Below are 14,877 nucleotides of genomic sequence, written 5' to 3'. Positions count from 1 at the left end.
GTGGGCCGCGGGCGGGGGAGGAGCCGACGGAGCGTGAGCGAGCTGCTGGGGGTGGCGGTCCTGGGGGCCGGCCATATGGGCGCCGACCACATACGACGTCTGGACCGAGTGGTGAGCGGGGCCAGGGTCGCCGCGGTGGCCGATCCGGATGCCGAGCGGGCGAAGGACGCGTCCGCCGGCATCGACGGGGTCACCGTGCACACGGAGGCCGAGGCCGCCCTCGACGCTCCCGGTGTGCGGGCCGCCCTGATCGCCTCGCCGGGCGAGGCGCACGAGGCGGCACTGCTCGCCGCGTTCGCCCGCGGGCTGCCCGTGCTGTGCGAGAAGCCGATGGTGCCCGACCCGGTGGGCGCCCTGCGGATCGTGGAGGCGGAAGCGCGGCTGGGCCGGCGGCTGGCGCAGATCGGCTTCATGCGCCGCTACGACGCCGAGTACCGGCAGCTGAAGTCGCTGCTGGACGCCGGGCGGCTGGGCCGGCCGCTGATGCTGCACTGCACCCACCGCAACGTGTCCTCCCCGCCGGGTTTCACCTCCGCCATGCTGATCACCAGCTCCGTCTCGCACGAGATCGACGCCGCCCGCTGGCTGCTCGGCCAGGAGCTGACCGCGGTCAGCGTGCTGCGCCCCGCGCCGCCGGCGGGTGCGCCCGCGGGGCTGGCCGATCCGCAGTTCGTCCTGTTCGAGACGGAGCGGGGCGCACTGGTCGACGTGGAGGTCTTCGTCAACTGCGGCTTCGGGTACGAGGTGCGCTGCGAGGCCGTGTGCGAGGCGGGCAGCGCGCGGATCGGGGACGCCCACGCCATGGTCGTGACGGCGGCGGGCCGTACCGGCGAGGAGGTGCCGCAGGACTACATCGTACGGTTCGCGGACGCCTACGACCGCCAGGTGCAGGCCTGGGTCGACGCCACCCGGCGCGGCCGGGTCACCGGCCCGAGCGCCTGGGACGGATACGCCGCCTCCGCCGTCGCCGCGGCGGGCGTCCGCGCCCTGGAGAGCGGCGCCCGCACACCCGTGTCCCTGGCAGCGCGCCCCGCCCTGTACGCGGAACCCGACGACACCTTTTAGAACACCCGCACGTCGAACACCGGGACGACCGTCACTTCGCGCCACGCCTCCTCCAAGTCCCGTATGTCTTCTACGACTTGAGGGGGCCCGGGACTAGACCGTTCGGGCGCCGCAGTCACTCCGCGGAGACTATGGCATATGCCGTCGGCACCGCCGTATCGTGTGTCGCCAAATCCCTTACACCCCGTCGCGAGCTGTGCAACAGTCGTAACGGTCCCTCCCCCAGCCCTGGTTCCGCCCAGCCGAGCCGAACCGTCTGCACACCGGAGTGCGTCATGCCGTCCCATCTCTCCGCGGACCGCCCCTCCGCCCAGCCGCCCGACGGCGGCTCGGTCGAGGCGCTGATAACGCAGGCGCGGCGGCTCAAGGGCGACGTCGACGCCGTGCGGCGCGGCACGCCGGCCGACGGGACCAATCCACGCGTGCGCTGGCAGCGCGCCCTGTACGACCTGGCGCTGCACCAGCTGGAGGACCTCGACACCCACCTGGCACAGCTGCGGGACGGCCCGCTGCCCGCCCCGGCCTCTCCCGCCCCCTCGGCGCCCCGGACGGGTTCGCTGCTCAGCCGGGTCGGCAGCGCCGAGTGGAACCTGCTGACCGACGAGGCGGACTGGTCCGGCGAGCTCTACCAGATCCTCGGCCGCGATCCCGCGGCCGGACCGCTCACCCTCGACGAACTGCCGTCCCTGGTGTGCGACGAGGACCGGCCGCGGCTGACGGCCATGGTCACCGACTGTCTCGTCGACGCCCGGCCCATCGACGGGGAGTTCCGCATCGTGCGCCCCGACGCGACCGTGCGGACCGTGCACATGATGGGCGAGCCCGTGCTCGACGCCGACGGCAGCACCGCCTCGATGTGGGCGGTGCTGCGGGACGTCAGCGAACTGCGGCGCAGCCAGCGGGCGGTGAGCGAGACCCGTGACTCGCTCCGCCAGGACCGGCCGCGGGACGAGCAGCGGGCCGAGGCGGAGCCGCGGGAGGCCGCGCCGCTGAGGTGGCAGGGCTTCCTGCGGCTCCCGTCGCACCGTCCGCCGGTCCTGGAGGTCGCCGGCCGGGGACTGCCGGACGACGGCTGGTCCGACGTCCTCGAACTGGCCGACGGCGGCGTACTGCTCAGCATGGGCGCCCTGGCGGCACCGGGGCCCGAGGACGCCTCGCAGGCCGCGCTGCTGCTGGGCACCCTGCGCGGGATGGCGCTGGCGGGCACCCGGCCCGGCCCGCTGCTCGCCTCGCTGGCCGGACTGCGGGACACCGCCGGGCGGCAGGCCCTGGCGAGCGCCGTGTGCTGCCGCTGCACACCCGGCTCCCGCACCCTGGAGTGGGCGCGCACCGGCCTTCCCGCCCCGCTGCTCGTCCGCGAGGGAACGGTCCGCAGGCTGCCCGCACCGGCGGGACAGGCTGAGCAGGCGGAACAGGCCGAAGTGCCCCTGGAAGCGGGCGACCTGCTGCTCCTGCACCCCGCGGGGCCCCTGGACTCCCCCGATGTGCTCCTCCCCCTGGGCCGGCGGCTCACCGGCGCCCGCACCGCACAGGACGGTGTAGGGGCCGTCCTGGAGCAGCTCGGCGCGTCCGGCCCCGGCTCCCCACGCGGCACCGCCTGCTTCCTGGTCGCGCGGGTCCTGCCCTGACCGCTCCCCGATCACCCGGGAGACGCCGATCGGCCGGGAGAGGTCCGGATGAGGCCTGGCCGGCGCCGGGACCGCGGATCGCCGTGCCCGTACCCCCCCGGTGTCCTCACGCCGGGGCGCCGCCGCCGGCCTTCCCCTTCCCCTTGGGCAGGGCCAGCTTGATCTCCTCCCGCAGCTCCTCGATCTTCGGGTACCCGGCGTACTCGGCGGTCAGCCGGTACATCTGGCGCAGCCGGTCCCAGGTGCGGTGGGAGGAGTTGGAGCCCATGGACATCAGGGCCAACCGCGCGTAGCGGTCCGCCTGTTCGGGGTCGTCGGCGATGAAGCAGGCCGAGGCCATGGACAGATGGTCGAAGATCTTCGACCGCTCCCGGCCGTCGACCCGCAGCTCCAGCGCCTTCTCGGCGTAGTACTGCGCGTGCACGGCCGCACCCGGCTCGAACTCCGCCAGGGTGCGGTAGGCGAGCGCCGTCATGCCGTACAGATCCTCGTCCTTGAAGGTCTGCATCCAGTCCGGCGGCTCGGTGTCGTTGCGGTCGGAGACGAACAGGTCCTCCGCCTGCCCCAGCGTGCGCCGCATGGCCTGGCCCTTGCCCATCGACGCCTGCGCCCAGGCCTCGATGGTGTGGAACATCGCCTTGGTGCGGGGCAGCATCTGCTCCCCGGAGCCGGACGTGGCGAGCTTCATCAGATGCAGCGCGTCGTCGGGCCGGCCGAGGTGCACCATCTGCCGGGCCGCCCGGGACAGGGCCTCGCCCGCGCGGGGCCGGTCGCCGCCCTCGCGCGCGGCGTGCGCGGCGATGAGGAAGTACTTCTGCGCCGTGGGTTCGAGACCCACGTCGTGGGACATCCAGCCCGCCAGGACGGCGAGGTTGGCGGCGACGCCCCACAGGCGCCGCTGGAGGTGGGGTGGGTGGTGGTAGGCGAGCATGCCGCCCACCTCGTTGAGCTGGCCCACCACCGCCTTGCGCTGGAGTCCGCCGCCGCGTGCGGCGTCCCAGGCGCGGAACACCTCGACCGAGCGCTCCAGTTCCTCGATCTCCTGCGACCCGACGGGGGCGGCCTCGTAGCGGTCGAACCCGGCGGGGTCGGCGGTGTGCAGGGGACGGTGGAGGTCGGGAGCGTCGGCAGCGAGGGCCGGGTCGGTGTGCAGCCAGTCGTGCATGGCGCTGCTGAGTGCGGAGCCCGCGGCGAGCGCGGCGCCCGCGCCCACCAAGCCGCGTCGGTTGAGCATGAGGTCCATTCCCGTGAATTCGGTGAGGACCGCGGCCGTCCGCTCGGGCGCCCACGGCACACCGTCGGGACGCTCGTTCCCGTCGCCCTGCCGTTTCCCCGCGCGCCCGTGCCGGACCAGACCGAGATCCTCGATGGTCACGACACGGCCGAGACGCTCGGTGAACAGAGCCGCCAGCACCCGCGGCACGGGATCGCGCGGGATCTCTCCCATGTCGATCCACCGCCGCACCCGCGAGGTGTCCGTCGCCAGCTGGGGGTGGCCCATGGCCGCCGCCTGCCGGTTGACCAGCCTCGCGAGTTCGCCCTTGGACCAGCCGGCCAGGCCGAACAGGTCCGCGAGACGGGTGTTGGGTCGTCCGCTCACATCAAGCCCCCAGGTACTCGGCTGAAGTTGACAGTAGCCCGGCAGGACTTGCCCGGCGACTATTCGCCAGGGTTCGCCAGGGTGCGCCAGATGGTGTGCCAGGGCCGAGCGGGTGTCAGGTAGGAACGCGCCACCCCGACCAGGTCGCCGCAGGGGCATTCCCCAGGGTGCGTCCGCGGCGGCCGGGTCAGGGCAGCGCGACGACTTCGACGGGCACGACGGGTTCGCCGGATTCAGCGAGCGCGGCGGTTCGAGGAGTCCACCGACAGGCACAGCAGGCACACGAAGGGATCTGTCTCGCCCATGTACGCAGCATCGTCCCCCGTGTCCGCCCCGTCCCGGCCGCTGCACACCCGACCGGCGGGCAGCGGCCCCTACCTCGCCCCGGCTCGCCCGGCGGCCCCCGTGCTCGGGGCGGGCCGGACGCGGCGCGCGGCGGGACCCGGCACCCAACCGCTCAGCGGGAGAATCGACTTGTCCGGCCCTCAGGGCGCCCAGCTGCGCGCGGCGATCGCCTCGGTGCACCGGATCTGCCCGGAGTTCGCTCCGGTGCAGGTGCTGCGCCGCAGCGGGCGCTCGGTGCTCCTGGTCGGCACCACCGGACGCAGCACGGCCGTCGCCAAGTGTTTACTGGACCACTCCCCCGCGTGGGCCGAGCGGATCAGGCACGAGATAGCGGCCTACCGCTCGTTCGTCCGGCACCGCCCGCCGGTGCGGGTGCCGAGGCTGATCGCGGCGGATCCGGACAACTGCACGCTCGTCGTGGAGCGGATGCCGGGGCGGGTCGCGGCCTTGCAGCGGCACCCGGCGGAGACGCCGCCGAGGGCCGACATCCGGGCCGCCCTCGGGGCGATCTGCCGGCTGAACGCCTGGCGGCCGCCCGCGGGGACGTTCGACGCCCCGCTGGACTACGCGGCACGGATCTCCCGGTACCACGAGCTGGGGCTGCTCACCGACCGGGACCTGGGCGACCTTCAGAAGCTGCTGCACGGCATCGCGCACGCGGCCGGCCGTGGCGGCATGGGACAGTTCTGCCACGGCGACGCGCTGCTGTCGAACGTCCTGATGTCACCGGCCGGACCGGTGCTGGTCGACTGGGAGCACGCGGGCTGGTACCTGCCGGGCTACGACCTCGCGACGCTGTGGGCGGTCCTCGGTGACGCACCGGTGGCCCGCCGTCAGATCAGCCAGATCGCCCAGTCGGCGGGCCCGGCCTCGCGGGACGCGTTCCTGGTGAACCTGATGCTGGTGCTGACCCGGGAGATCCGGACGTACGAGACGGCCGTGCAGCGCTCCATGCAGGAGCCGGCGCCGCCGGTCCCCGCCGGTGGCGTGCCCTCCGGCGAGGAGCAGCGGCTGCTGCTGCGCCGGCTGCACGACGACTGCCAGCTGGCCCGCCGGGCCGTGCGCGCGGCGGTCGGCACCCGCTGACCCGGGATCACAGGCCCGCGGTGCGCATGTCCGGGCGCACCGCGGGCCTGTGCCGTCCGGCCGGGTCCGCGCGGGCCGCCGACCGCACGGGCCCGCCGAAGGGCCACAGGTGTACGCCACTGACGCCGCGCAGGCCCGCGCACCGCCACGGCGAAACCCGCCCGACCCCCCGCTGACATGGGAAATCACCGGGAAGAGGCAGACGTCCCCGCATGATTGACGGATCGTCGGACCGCCGGGTACCACTGACGGACGCCCGGCCCCGCACGTCCCGTCATGCCCCACGGTCACAGGAGGCCGTCTTGCGAGGACCCGTCCCCTCCCCCGCGCCCGCCCCCGGCGGCGGACGCGCCCGCACCGCGGCCTGCGCCGTGGCCACGGCGGCACTGCTGCTGCCCCTGCTCGGCGCGGCCCCCGGCGCCGCCCGGCCGGACGGCGCACCGCCCGCACCGGACCGGCTCCAGCGGGCGTTCGCGTCCGCCGCGGCCGCACACGACGTACCGGAGAGCGTGCTGCTGGGCGTCTCCTACCTCCAGTCCCGCTGGGACGCGCACGGCGGCGCGCCGAGCGTGACCGGCGGGTACGGCCCGATGCACCTGACCGACGCCCGCACCGCCCTGGCCGAGGCGTCCGCGCACCACCACGACGGCACCGAGGACCCCCGCGGCGACGACGCCCGCGCCCCGCTGCGTCCCCGGCCCCCGGCGCCGCGGACCGCGGACCTGCCGGAGCGGCTGACCACGCTGCCCCGGGCGGCCGAGCTGACCGGGCTGAGCCCCGAGGAGCTGCGCACCGACCCGGCCGCCAACGTCGCCGGGGGCGCCGCGCTGCTGGCCGCCGCACAACGGGAGCTGGGCGAGCCGGCCAGTGCGGACCCCGCCGACTGGTACGGGGCGGTGGCCCGTTTCTCCGGAGCGGAGGACTCGGCGACGGCCGCGGCGTACGCGAACGACGTGTACGCGGTCATCCGGGACGGCGCGGCCCGTACCACGGACGCGGGCCAGCGCGTCGCGCTCACCGCCCGCCCGGGACTCGCACCGGACACCGCGCAGTTGGGGCGGACCGGACTGCGGGCGGCGGCGTCGGCCGGCACGGAGTGCCCGCCCACGGTGTCCTGCGAGTGGATCCCGGCGCCCTACGAGGAGTTCGGCGACGGCGACTACGGCAACCACGACCGGGCCGACCGGCCCGCGAGCCAGCGCATCCGGTACATCGTCGTGCACGACACGGAGGGCGCCTGGGAGGGCGTCCTCGACATGGTGCAGGACCCGACCTATGTGTCCTGGCACTATTCGCTCCGCTCCACCGACGGCCACATCGCCCAGCACGTGAAGGCGAAGGACGTGGCCTGGCACGCGGGCAACTGGTACGTCAACGCGGGCTCGATCGGTCTGGAGCACGAGGGCTTCCTGGCCGAACCGGACGCCTGGTACACGGAGGCCATGTACCGGTCCTCGGCGCGGCTGGTGCGCCACCTCGCCCGGACGTACGACATCCCGCTCGACCGGCAGCACATCCTCGGCCACGACACCGTGCCGGGCCCGACCACCGGCACCATCCCCGGCATGCACACCGACCCGGGCCCCTACTGGGACTGGGCGCACTACTTCCGGCTGCTGGGCCGTCCCCTCACGCCGTCCGCCGGGAAGGACGCCGACGTGGTGACGATCCGGCCCGACTACGCCGCCAACCGGCCGGTGTTCACGGGGTGCGAGCGGCGGGGCGAGCCGTGTGCCGTGCACGGTTCCAGCGCGGTGCGGCTGTACGCCGACCACAGCGAGGACGCGCCGCTGATCAGGGACGTCGGGCTGGGCACCGCCCCGTCCACGGGGGTGAACGATCTGTCGTCGCGGGTCTCCACCGGCCAGCAGTACGCGGTCGCCGACCGCTGGGGCGACTGGACGGCCATCTGGTACCTGGGGCAGAAGGCCTGGTTCCGCAACCCGGCGGACCAGCCGACGGCGGTGCCCGCGAAGGGGCGGGTCGTCACCCCGCGGGAGGGCCGGGACAGCGTGCCGGTGTACGGGCGGGCCTATCCGGAGGCAACCGCCTATCCGGACGGGGTCCCGGCCCAGGCGGTGTCCCCGCTGCCGTACCGGCTGCCCGCGGGGCAGGCCTACGTCGTCGGGGACGAGATGCCCGGGGAGTACTACTACGCGGTGACCTTCGACGAGGGCTCCCACCGTGTGGTGACCGGACGGGACACCTACTACCAGATCCAGTACGGCCACCGGGTGGCGTTCGTGCGGGCCGCCGACGTCCGTCTGCTGTCGGCGGGGTCGTAGCCGTCGGGCGGCGGCCGGGTCAGCCCTGCTGGAACAGCTCCGCCGGGAGCGGCTTCAGCAGGGCGTACAGATCGTCGGTGATGGGGCGGTCCCAGGCGGCGATGGTGACCAGGACCTTGTCGCTGCGGTCGAACTGCACGCAGGAGATGCGGCCCTCGGAGAGCTTGAGGCGGCGCACGATCAGCAGGTTGTCGCCCTGCATCACCGGCACGTCCTCGCTGCCGACGACGGTCACCTCCTCGTCGTTCTCCAGTGCCAGCAGCAGCTGCGCGACCTCGAAGGGGGGCTGTCCCTCGGGCAGCTCACGGGCCGGGGAGCCCTCCGGCAGATTGCCGATGATCATCGCGGGGCCGCGGCCGCCGAACAGGTCGTAGCGCAGGAAGACGCCCTGGCAGGTGCCGTCGGGCGCGGGCAGCAGCCCGGCGCCCAGGTTCCCGGGCCAGTCACCCGGGTCCATGGCCAGTACGTCGAAGTCGGGCCCGGCGGGTGTGGCACTGCGGCGGCGGAGGAACGACATGCCGCCATGGTACGTGGCCGGGCGGCTCGCGCGGCGTGCGGGCGAGGTCCGGCCGGGGCCGGTGGCGGCCCGTGCGCTCGCCGTGGGCGGCGGCCCGGGCCGCGTCCGGGACCGGCTCAGTCCTCGGGTGGCGCGGGCGGCACCACGGCGACGGGGCTCGCCGCGTGCAGCAGGACGGCCTGGGTGACCGAGCCCATCATGCGGGCCGGTGCCAGCAGACGGCGCCGGTGCCGGCCGACGACGACCAGCTCGGCGTCCCGGGAGGCCGCGACCAGGTGCCCGGCGGCGTCCCCCGCAGCCACGTAGGGCTCGGCGGGGACGCCGGGGTGACGTTCGCGGTGCGGGGCGAGGAAGCCGTCGACGAGGGCCCGGGTCTCGCTGTCCAGGGCCACCTCGTCGATCACCGGCGGCACGACCTGTCCGGGCGCGGCCCAGGTCTGCACCGGAGCCGGGTAGGCGGCGACCACCTGGAGGCGGGCGTCGCGCCGCGCGGCCTCGGCGAAGGCGAAGGAGAGGGTGGCCTCGTCGGGGCTGTCCGCGTGCAGGCCGACGACGACGCGGGGGCCGGGTCCGGCCGGGGCCTCGCCGTGGACCTCGCGGCCGGGGCGGGGCACGACCACGACGGGGCACTCGGCGTCGCGGGCGGTGGCCAGCGAGGTGGAGCCGAGCAGGAGGCTGGCGAATCCACCTCGGCCGCGGGAGCCGAGCACCAGCAGTTGGGCCTCGGCGCCCAGCTCGGCGAGCGCGGCGGCCGGGACGCCGTCCATGGCGGCGTACTCGACGGCGGGTGCGCCGGGCCGATTCTCGATCCGGGTCCGGGCCTGCTGGAGCACCGGGTCGTCCTCCGGCGGGGGCGGGGCGACGGCGAGCACCTCGGGCCGGCCCCAGGTGCCGTACTGGCGCAGATGGATCACGCGCAGCGGGGCCTCGCGCCTGCGGGCGGCGTCCTGGGCCCAGTCCAGGGCCCGCATGCTGTCGTCCGAACCGTCGACCGCCGCGATGACCGGCAGGGTGCTCATGGGTTCCTCACCTCCGGGGTACGCCCTGTCCCCTGTCGGGCGCCAGCCTTCCTCAGGCACCGGCGGCCCAGGGGCGCTGGAGGTCGCGTGTCCGGAAAATCGAGGTCGACACCCCCGGTTCAGGCGAGCGCGGAGCCGCGGCCGGGCTCAGGTGAGATCGAACTCCCCCTCCCGGGCTCCCGACACGAACGCTCCCCACTCGTCGGGGGTGAAGATCAGGGAGGGGCTCTCGGGGCGGGCGCTGTTGCGCATGGCGATGAAGCCCTCGACAAAGGCGATCTGGACATCCCCCCGGCCCCGGCTGCTGGACTGCCACTGCGCGTTGCTGAGGTCCAGCTCCGGCTTGTCCCAGCCGGTGAGCGGGCGCTGGTGGGTAGTGGTCTCGGCCACGTCCGTGCTCCTCCCGATTGCGTCGTCCGCGGCCAGCCTAGCGAGCGGCCCCGGGTGCCAACAGGCCACGTGGGGAGGAGTTCGCCGGGGTGAGGCCCGCCGGGGATGCCTGCCGGTCGCCCGGAACCATCCGCACCGGGCACCCGGTGACGGCGGCGCTCCGTGGCTAGGCGCACCCGTCGCGCGTGCAGGTGACGGACACCTTGGGTGAGGCACCGCCACCGTCGTCGACCTGGTACCGCACCAGGACGCTGACGGCGCCGCCCGGCACGCCGGACAGGTCGAGCGTCTGCGGGCCGAACGGCCGGTCCCCGGCGGAGCAGAACTTGCTGGACGTGCCCCGTACCTGGGAACCGTCGGCGCCGGTGGCGACGAACTCGACGTGGCGGCATCCGCTGGTGACGTGGTTGTTGCCCTGGAAGACGACGGACCGGTTGAGCCACGTCAGGGAGCCGTGGGCGATGCTGGCTCCGTAGACCAGCTGGAACTCCGTGACGCGGTCACGTGCGGAGAGATCGGTGACGCATCCGGTGCGCGTGCACTTCTGCGTCTGCTTCGTGGCGTACGTCTTCCCGCCGTCCTCCGAGACCCAGTACGTCACGACGACGTTCACGACGCCGCCCTGCACGTCGGGGAACTCGAATTTCGTCGGGCCGAACGGGAGGTCACCGCCCGACGCGCAGTGGCGTCTGGTGGTCGACGTCTGCTTCGAGCCGTCGGCGCCCGTGGCGATCAGTTCCACGAAGCGGCAGCCGCTCGCGACGTGGTTGTCGCCCTCGAAGCTCACCGACCGCTGGTACCACGTCAGCGAGCCGTTGGCGACGCTGTTGCCGTGAGCCACCTGGAACCCCGTCACCGGGCCCGGGTCGCGTGGCGCGGCGACGCACGTCCCGCCGAGTCGGGTGCACTGGACCGTGCCCTTCGTGGTGTAGGGGCCGGAGAGTCCGTCCGCCACCCAGTAGGTGATCTGGACGCGTGTGGGGGCTTCGGCTCCGGTGTGGTCGATGTACTGGACGAAATTCCTCATGCCGGCGGGGGCGTTGGCCGGCACCTGGGACATCCCCGCGCAGAACCGGCTGGTCGTCCCCCGGCGTGTGGACCCGTCCGGGAGGAAGCCGACCACCTCGACGTACCGGCAGCCGCTGACCACGTGGTTGACCCCCATGAACACCACGCGCTCGGGGCTGTCGTACCAGCGCAGGCTCCCGGTGGCGGAGCTGTTCCCGTACGGTATGCGGAACTTGGAGAACGGGCTGATCGCCGAGTGCGGGACGCCGGGCCGCATCGTCGAGAGGGACACCATGTCGAAGACGCCCCAGTAGCCCGAACTCCATGCGCTGTCGGGTTCTCCGGTGCGCGTGTCGACATGGCTGAACGCCTCGACGCCGACCCAGCCCTGGAACCTGCCGAGGTCGTCGATGATCTGGAGCATCGGCCGCGGGTGGGAGTTGTACCGGTAGCAGGCCAGCGGATCCAGTTCGGTCGCCGCCAGGCCCTGGCACCAGTACTCCTCGGTGTTCTGCCGTCCCTGGCCGATCGCGCCGATGTAGCGGACCCGGTTGTGGCCCTCCACCGCTTCGCCGCATTTCGTCGCGCCGGGCTGGAGGTAACCGATGCAGTCCGCCGTCGTGCACCGCTTCCACGGATCGTTCGGATTGTCACCGTTGCCGGCCCCGCCGCCGAACGTCCAGTCGCCACCCGCGCCCTCGCGTCTCACCTGGCCGCCGTTGGCCGTGACGAAGGCGCCCCGGTATCGCTGTGACGCGTACGTCTCGTCGGTGATCAGTCGGCTCAGCGGAACTCCGCTGTCCCATGCGAGAGAGGCGTTGCTGCCGTAACCGACGCCGAACGTCGCGCTGTAGTTGGAGAAGTGGCCCGGTCCCGTGCCGGGCTGCGGCACGACGACGCCTGATCCGTAAGGGCCGTAGAAGGTGGGACTGGTCATGCGGGCGGCCGTGCCGCCGGCCAGACCGGCCTCCACCGTCCAGTGCTCCACGAGCTTCCTGTCCAGTGCCGCCCCGTCCGCGCCCCGCTCCCAGGTCACGACGAGGGTGCCGTCGGCGAGGTGGTCGAAGACTCCGGAGAACCTGCCCTGCGGCGGAAGCGAGGTCTCGAAGCCCTCGACCGTCCTGACCGAGCACGCCGGAACGTCCCCGCCGCAGTCGGCGGTCATGGCGTGGACACGCTCTGGCTCGTCCCGCTGGTACCAGTCCCAGTAGGTGGTCTCCACGGTCCCGTCCTCGGCGAACCGGTAGTAGCCGAGCCGTACCCAGTTGTGGAAGTCGTTCCCGTCCTGGGTGTCGAGGCCGCCCACCGAGACCACCCAGTTCTTCTTGCCGGCGGGCAGCGCGGAGGCCGCCTGCGCCGGGGTGACGGCCACCAGCATCGAGGCCAGCAGCGCCAGTCCGCCGACCACCACCCCCACGAGTCTTCGCAGGGCACCTCTGTGGAATTGCTGTGTCAAAATCCCCTCGTTTCCCTCGAGATGCCCCGTAGAGCCGATGACCCGTTCAGTGCATCGATACATGATACGAACACCCTTGCGGATCAGGTTTCGTGCCGGCCGTCCAGGAAGGTGACGACGCGCTCTACGAACCACTCGGGGTCGTCCAGCCACGGGTAGTGCCCGGCGCCGGGCTGCACCGCGTACTCGGCGTGCGGGAAGGCCTCGGCGCCGCGCCGGGCGAGTTCGGGGCGGGGGCCGCCGTCGAGCTCGCCGGCGAGGACCAGCACGGGGGCCGGCAGGCCGGCGAGCGCGGCCCGGGTGGCGGGCGGGTCGAAGGCGCCCTCGGCGGCGAAGACCACGGCCGCGGCGTCGTTGGTCTCGGTGTCCCCGGCCCGCTCGTGCGCGCGGGCCGCCTCGTCCCAGCGGCCGTGGAAGAAGGGGGCGAAGACCGGGTCGTAGTCGCCGGTGCCGGCCAGCCAGGCCTCGAACGGGCCGAGGGCCTCGGCGTACCACGGTTCGTCCTGGCGCAGCAGGGCCGCCGCCCGCCGGTCCTCGGCCGTGGCCGGCATGCCCAGCGCCAGGGGCGTGGCCGTCACGAGCACGAGCCGGGCCACCCGGGCCGGGTACGCGGCGGCGTACAGCGTGGCGAGGCTGCCGCCCGCCGAGTGGGCCAGTACGTCCATGCGGTCCAGGCCGAGGTGGGCGCGGAGCGCTTCGACGTCGGCGACGAGCCGGTCGCAGCGGTAGGTCGCCGGGTCGGCCGGGGTCGCGGAGTCCCCGGTGCCGCGCAGGTCGAGCAGGACCAGCCGGCGGTGGGCGCCGAGTCCGCCGAGGTCGCCCAGGTAGGCCGAGGCGCGCATCGGGCCGCCGGGGAGCACGACGAGCGGGTCGCCCTCGCCCCGGACGTGGTAGGCGAGTCCGGTCCCGTCGTACGAGGTGAAGATCGGCATGACGTCGATCCTCGCCCCGGCGGGCCGCGGGCCGCAACGGGGTTCGCCGGGCCGCGGCGGTGACGCGTGTGCGGCCGGAAAAGTAGGGGCGGGCCCCTTGTCTGTGCGCGCGCGGCCTGTATTACTGATCTCCGGCACCTCGACCGAATGATCGGTCGTCCGGAATGACGTGGTGGGCGAGGGAGAAGTCCCGATGACGGATGCGAGGACGGACCTGCTGGACGCGGGGGAACGGCTGGATTCCGAGGCACTGCGGGCGTTGCAGCTTCGGCGGCTGCGCTCGTCGCTGCGGCACGCCTACGAGAACGTGCCCTTCTACCGGGAGTCCTTCGACAAGGCCGGGGTCCGTCCGGAGGACTGCCGCTCGCTCGCCGACCTGGCCCGCTTCCCGTTCACCACCAAGGCGGACCTGAGGGAGAACTACCCGTACGGGATGTTCGCCGTGCCCCGCGAGAAGGTCCGCCGCCTCCACGCCTCCAGCGGCACCACGGGACGCCCCACGGTCGTCGGGTACACCGAGGGCGACCTGTCGCTGTGGGCGGACATGGTGGCCCGTTCGCTGCGGGCGGCGGGCGCCCGGCCCGGGGACACGGTGCACGTGGCCTACGGCTACGGGCTGTTCACCGGCGGGCTGGGCGCCCACTACGGCGCGGAGCGGCTGGGCTGCACGGTCGTCCCGGCCTCCGGCGGCATGACCGCCCGCCAGGTGCAGCTGATCCAGGACCTCGAGCCGGGGATCATCATGGTCACCCCGTCGTACATGCTCACGCTGCTGGACGAGTTCGAGCGGCAGGGCGTCGACCCGCGGGGGACCTCGCTGCGGGTCGGCGTCTTCGGCGCGGAGCCGTGGACGGAGGAGATGCGGCGGGAGATCGAGGAGCGGTTCGCGATCGACGCGGTCGACATCTACGGCCTGTCGGAGGTGATCGGTCCGGGCGTGGCCCAGGAGTGCGTGGAGACCAAGGACGGGCTGCACGTCTGGGAGGACCACTTCTTCCCGGAGATCGTCGACCCGGTCACCGGGGAGGTGCTCCCGGACGGCAGCGAGGGCGAGCTGGTCTTCACCTCGCTGACCAAGGAGGCGATGCCGGTGATCCGGTACCGGACGCGCGATCTGACCCGGCTGCTGCCGGGGACGGCGCGGGTGTTCCGCCGGATGGAGAAGGTCACCGGCCGCAGCGACGATCTGGTGATCCTGCGCGGGGTGAACCTCTTCCCCACCCAGGTCGAGGAGATCGTGCTGCGCACGCCGGGCGTCGCACCGCACTTCCAGCTCCGGCTCACCCGCGAGGGCCGGCTCGACGCCCTCACCGTGCGGGCGGAGGCCCGCCCGGACGCCGGGCCCGAGGTGCGTGCGGCGGCGGCGCGGGAGATCGCGCGGCAGATCAAGGACGGCATCGGAGTGTCGGCGGGCGTGGAGATCGTCGATCCGGAGACGTTGGAGCGGTCGGTGGGCAAGATCCGGCGGATCGTCGACGAGCGCCCGCGATAGGGCGTCGGGCAGGACGGCCGTCAGGGATACGGGGTAACGGGGTGCGGGCAGGAC

The 14,877-nt window shown here is 73.7% G+C and carries 11 protein-coding genes; 5 read left to right on the top strand and 6 right to left on the bottom strand.

All coding sequences use genetic code 11. The features are described 5' to 3' along the window. Window positions 1-33 precede the first annotated feature (33 nt). Together ACZ45Q_RS24665 and ACZ45Q_RS24660 are read left to right on the top strand one after the other, a co-directional pair. On the top strand, window positions 34-1,065 hold the full coding sequence (locus ACZ45Q_RS24665; protein ID WP_468265049.1) for a Gfo/Idh/MocA family protein: 1,032 nt from the start codon (window positions 34-36) through the stop codon (window positions 1,063-1,065). A gap of 275 nt (window positions 1,066-1,340) precedes the next feature. Then, window positions 1,341-2,693 (top strand): SpoIIE family protein phosphatase, encoded by a 1,353-nt coding sequence (locus ACZ45Q_RS24660; RefSeq protein WP_468265047.1) that lies wholly within the window; start codon window positions 1,341-1,343, stop codon window positions 2,691-2,693. 106 nt (window positions 2,694-2,799) lie between these two features. On the opposite strand, the gene ACZ45Q_RS24655 is transcribed toward ACZ45Q_RS24660, so the two are convergent. Further along, window positions 2,800-4,293 carry a DNA-binding protein NsdB gene (locus ACZ45Q_RS24655; RefSeq protein ID WP_468265045.1) on the bottom strand — a complete coding sequence of 498 codons (1,494 nt, stop codon included), beginning with the start codon at window positions 4,291-4,293 and terminating at the stop codon, window positions 2,800-2,802. A 303-nt stretch (window positions 4,294-4,596) separates the two neighbouring features. Here ACZ45Q_RS24655 and ACZ45Q_RS24650 point away from each other — a divergent pair, with 303 nt between their 5' ends. Beyond that, window positions 4,597-5,724, top strand: a complete 1,128-nt coding sequence (locus ACZ45Q_RS24650) for an aminoglycoside phosphotransferase family protein (RefSeq protein WP_468265043.1) — start codon at window positions 4,597-4,599, stop codon at window positions 5,722-5,724. Window positions 5,725-6,026: 302 nt separating this feature from the next. After that, entirely contained in the window at window positions 6,027-8,009 is a 1,983-nt protein-coding gene (locus ACZ45Q_RS24645) for an N-acetylmuramoyl-L-alanine amidase (RefSeq protein ID WP_468265041.1), read from the top strand. Between the two features lie 19 nt (window positions 8,010-8,028). Here the strand turns inward: ACZ45Q_RS24645 and ACZ45Q_RS24640 are convergent, their stop codons facing one another. The 5 genes from ACZ45Q_RS24640 to ACZ45Q_RS24620 form a co-directional block, all read right to left on the bottom strand. Further along, window positions 8,029-8,526 carry a hypothetical protein gene (locus tag ACZ45Q_RS24640; protein ID WP_468265039.1) on the bottom strand — a complete coding sequence of 166 codons (498 nt, stop codon included), beginning with the start codon at window positions 8,524-8,526 and terminating at the stop codon, window positions 8,029-8,031. A gap of 116 nt (window positions 8,527-8,642) precedes the next feature. Continuing rightward, complete coding sequence (locus ACZ45Q_RS24635; protein WP_468265037.1) at window positions 8,643-9,545, bottom strand: universal stress protein; 903 nt, start codon at window positions 9,543-9,545, stop codon at window positions 8,643-8,645. Between the two features lie 147 nt (window positions 9,546-9,692). Further along, a complete protein-coding gene (locus ACZ45Q_RS24630) occupies window positions 9,693-9,935 on the bottom strand; it encodes a DUF397 domain-containing protein (protein WP_468265035.1) in 243 nt (80 codons plus the stop codon). Window positions 9,936-10,101: 166 nt separating this feature from the next. Further along, the gene (locus tag ACZ45Q_RS24625) at window positions 10,102-12,360 is read right to left on the bottom strand and encodes a hypothetical protein (protein WP_468265033.1); all 2,259 of its coding nucleotides are present in this window, start codon (window positions 12,358-12,360) and stop codon (window positions 10,102-10,104) included. 122 nt (window positions 12,361-12,482) lie between these two features. Further along, window positions 12,483-13,331 carry an alpha/beta fold hydrolase gene (locus ACZ45Q_RS24620; protein WP_468265031.1) on the bottom strand — a complete coding sequence of 283 codons (849 nt, stop codon included), beginning with the start codon at window positions 13,329-13,331 and terminating at the stop codon, window positions 12,483-12,485. Between the two features lie 193 nt (window positions 13,332-13,524). On the opposite strand from ACZ45Q_RS24620, the gene paaK reads away from it, so the two are divergent. Then, window positions 13,525-14,823 carry a phenylacetate--CoA ligase PaaK gene (gene paaK / locus ACZ45Q_RS24615; RefSeq protein ID WP_468265029.1) on the top strand — a complete coding sequence of 433 codons (1,299 nt, stop codon included), beginning with the start codon at window positions 13,525-13,527 and terminating at the stop codon, window positions 14,821-14,823. Window positions 14,824-14,877 lie beyond the last annotated feature (54 nt).

Source organism: Streptomyces sp. NPDC031049, from assembly GCF_055571015.1.
The sequence above is the reverse complement of the archived record's forward strand: the minus strand, read 5'-3'. Positions and strand labels throughout refer to the sequence as shown.

Coding starts and splice junctions, on each gene's coding strand:
- ACZ45Q_RS24660 (WP_468265047.1), top strand. CDS start 1,341: ATGCCGTCCCATCTCTCCGCGGACCGCCCCTCCGCCCAGCCGCCCGAC.
- ACZ45Q_RS24650 (WP_468265043.1), top strand. CDS start 4,597: ATGTACGCAGCATCGTCCCCCGTGTCCGCCCCGTCCCGGCCGCTGCAC.
- ACZ45Q_RS24640 (WP_468265039.1), bottom strand. CDS start 8,526: ATGTCGTTCCTCCGCCGCCGCAGTGCCACACCCGCCGGGCCCGACTTC.
- ACZ45Q_RS24635 (WP_468265037.1), bottom strand. CDS start 9,545: ATGAGCACCCTGCCGGTCATCGCGGCGGTCGACGGTTCGGACGACAGC.
- ACZ45Q_RS24620 (WP_468265031.1), bottom strand. CDS start 13,331: ATGCCGATCTTCACCTCGTACGACGGGACCGGACTCGCCTACCACGTC.
- paaK (WP_468265029.1), top strand. CDS start 13,525: ATGACGGATGCGAGGACGGACCTGCTGGACGCGGGGGAACGGCTGGAT.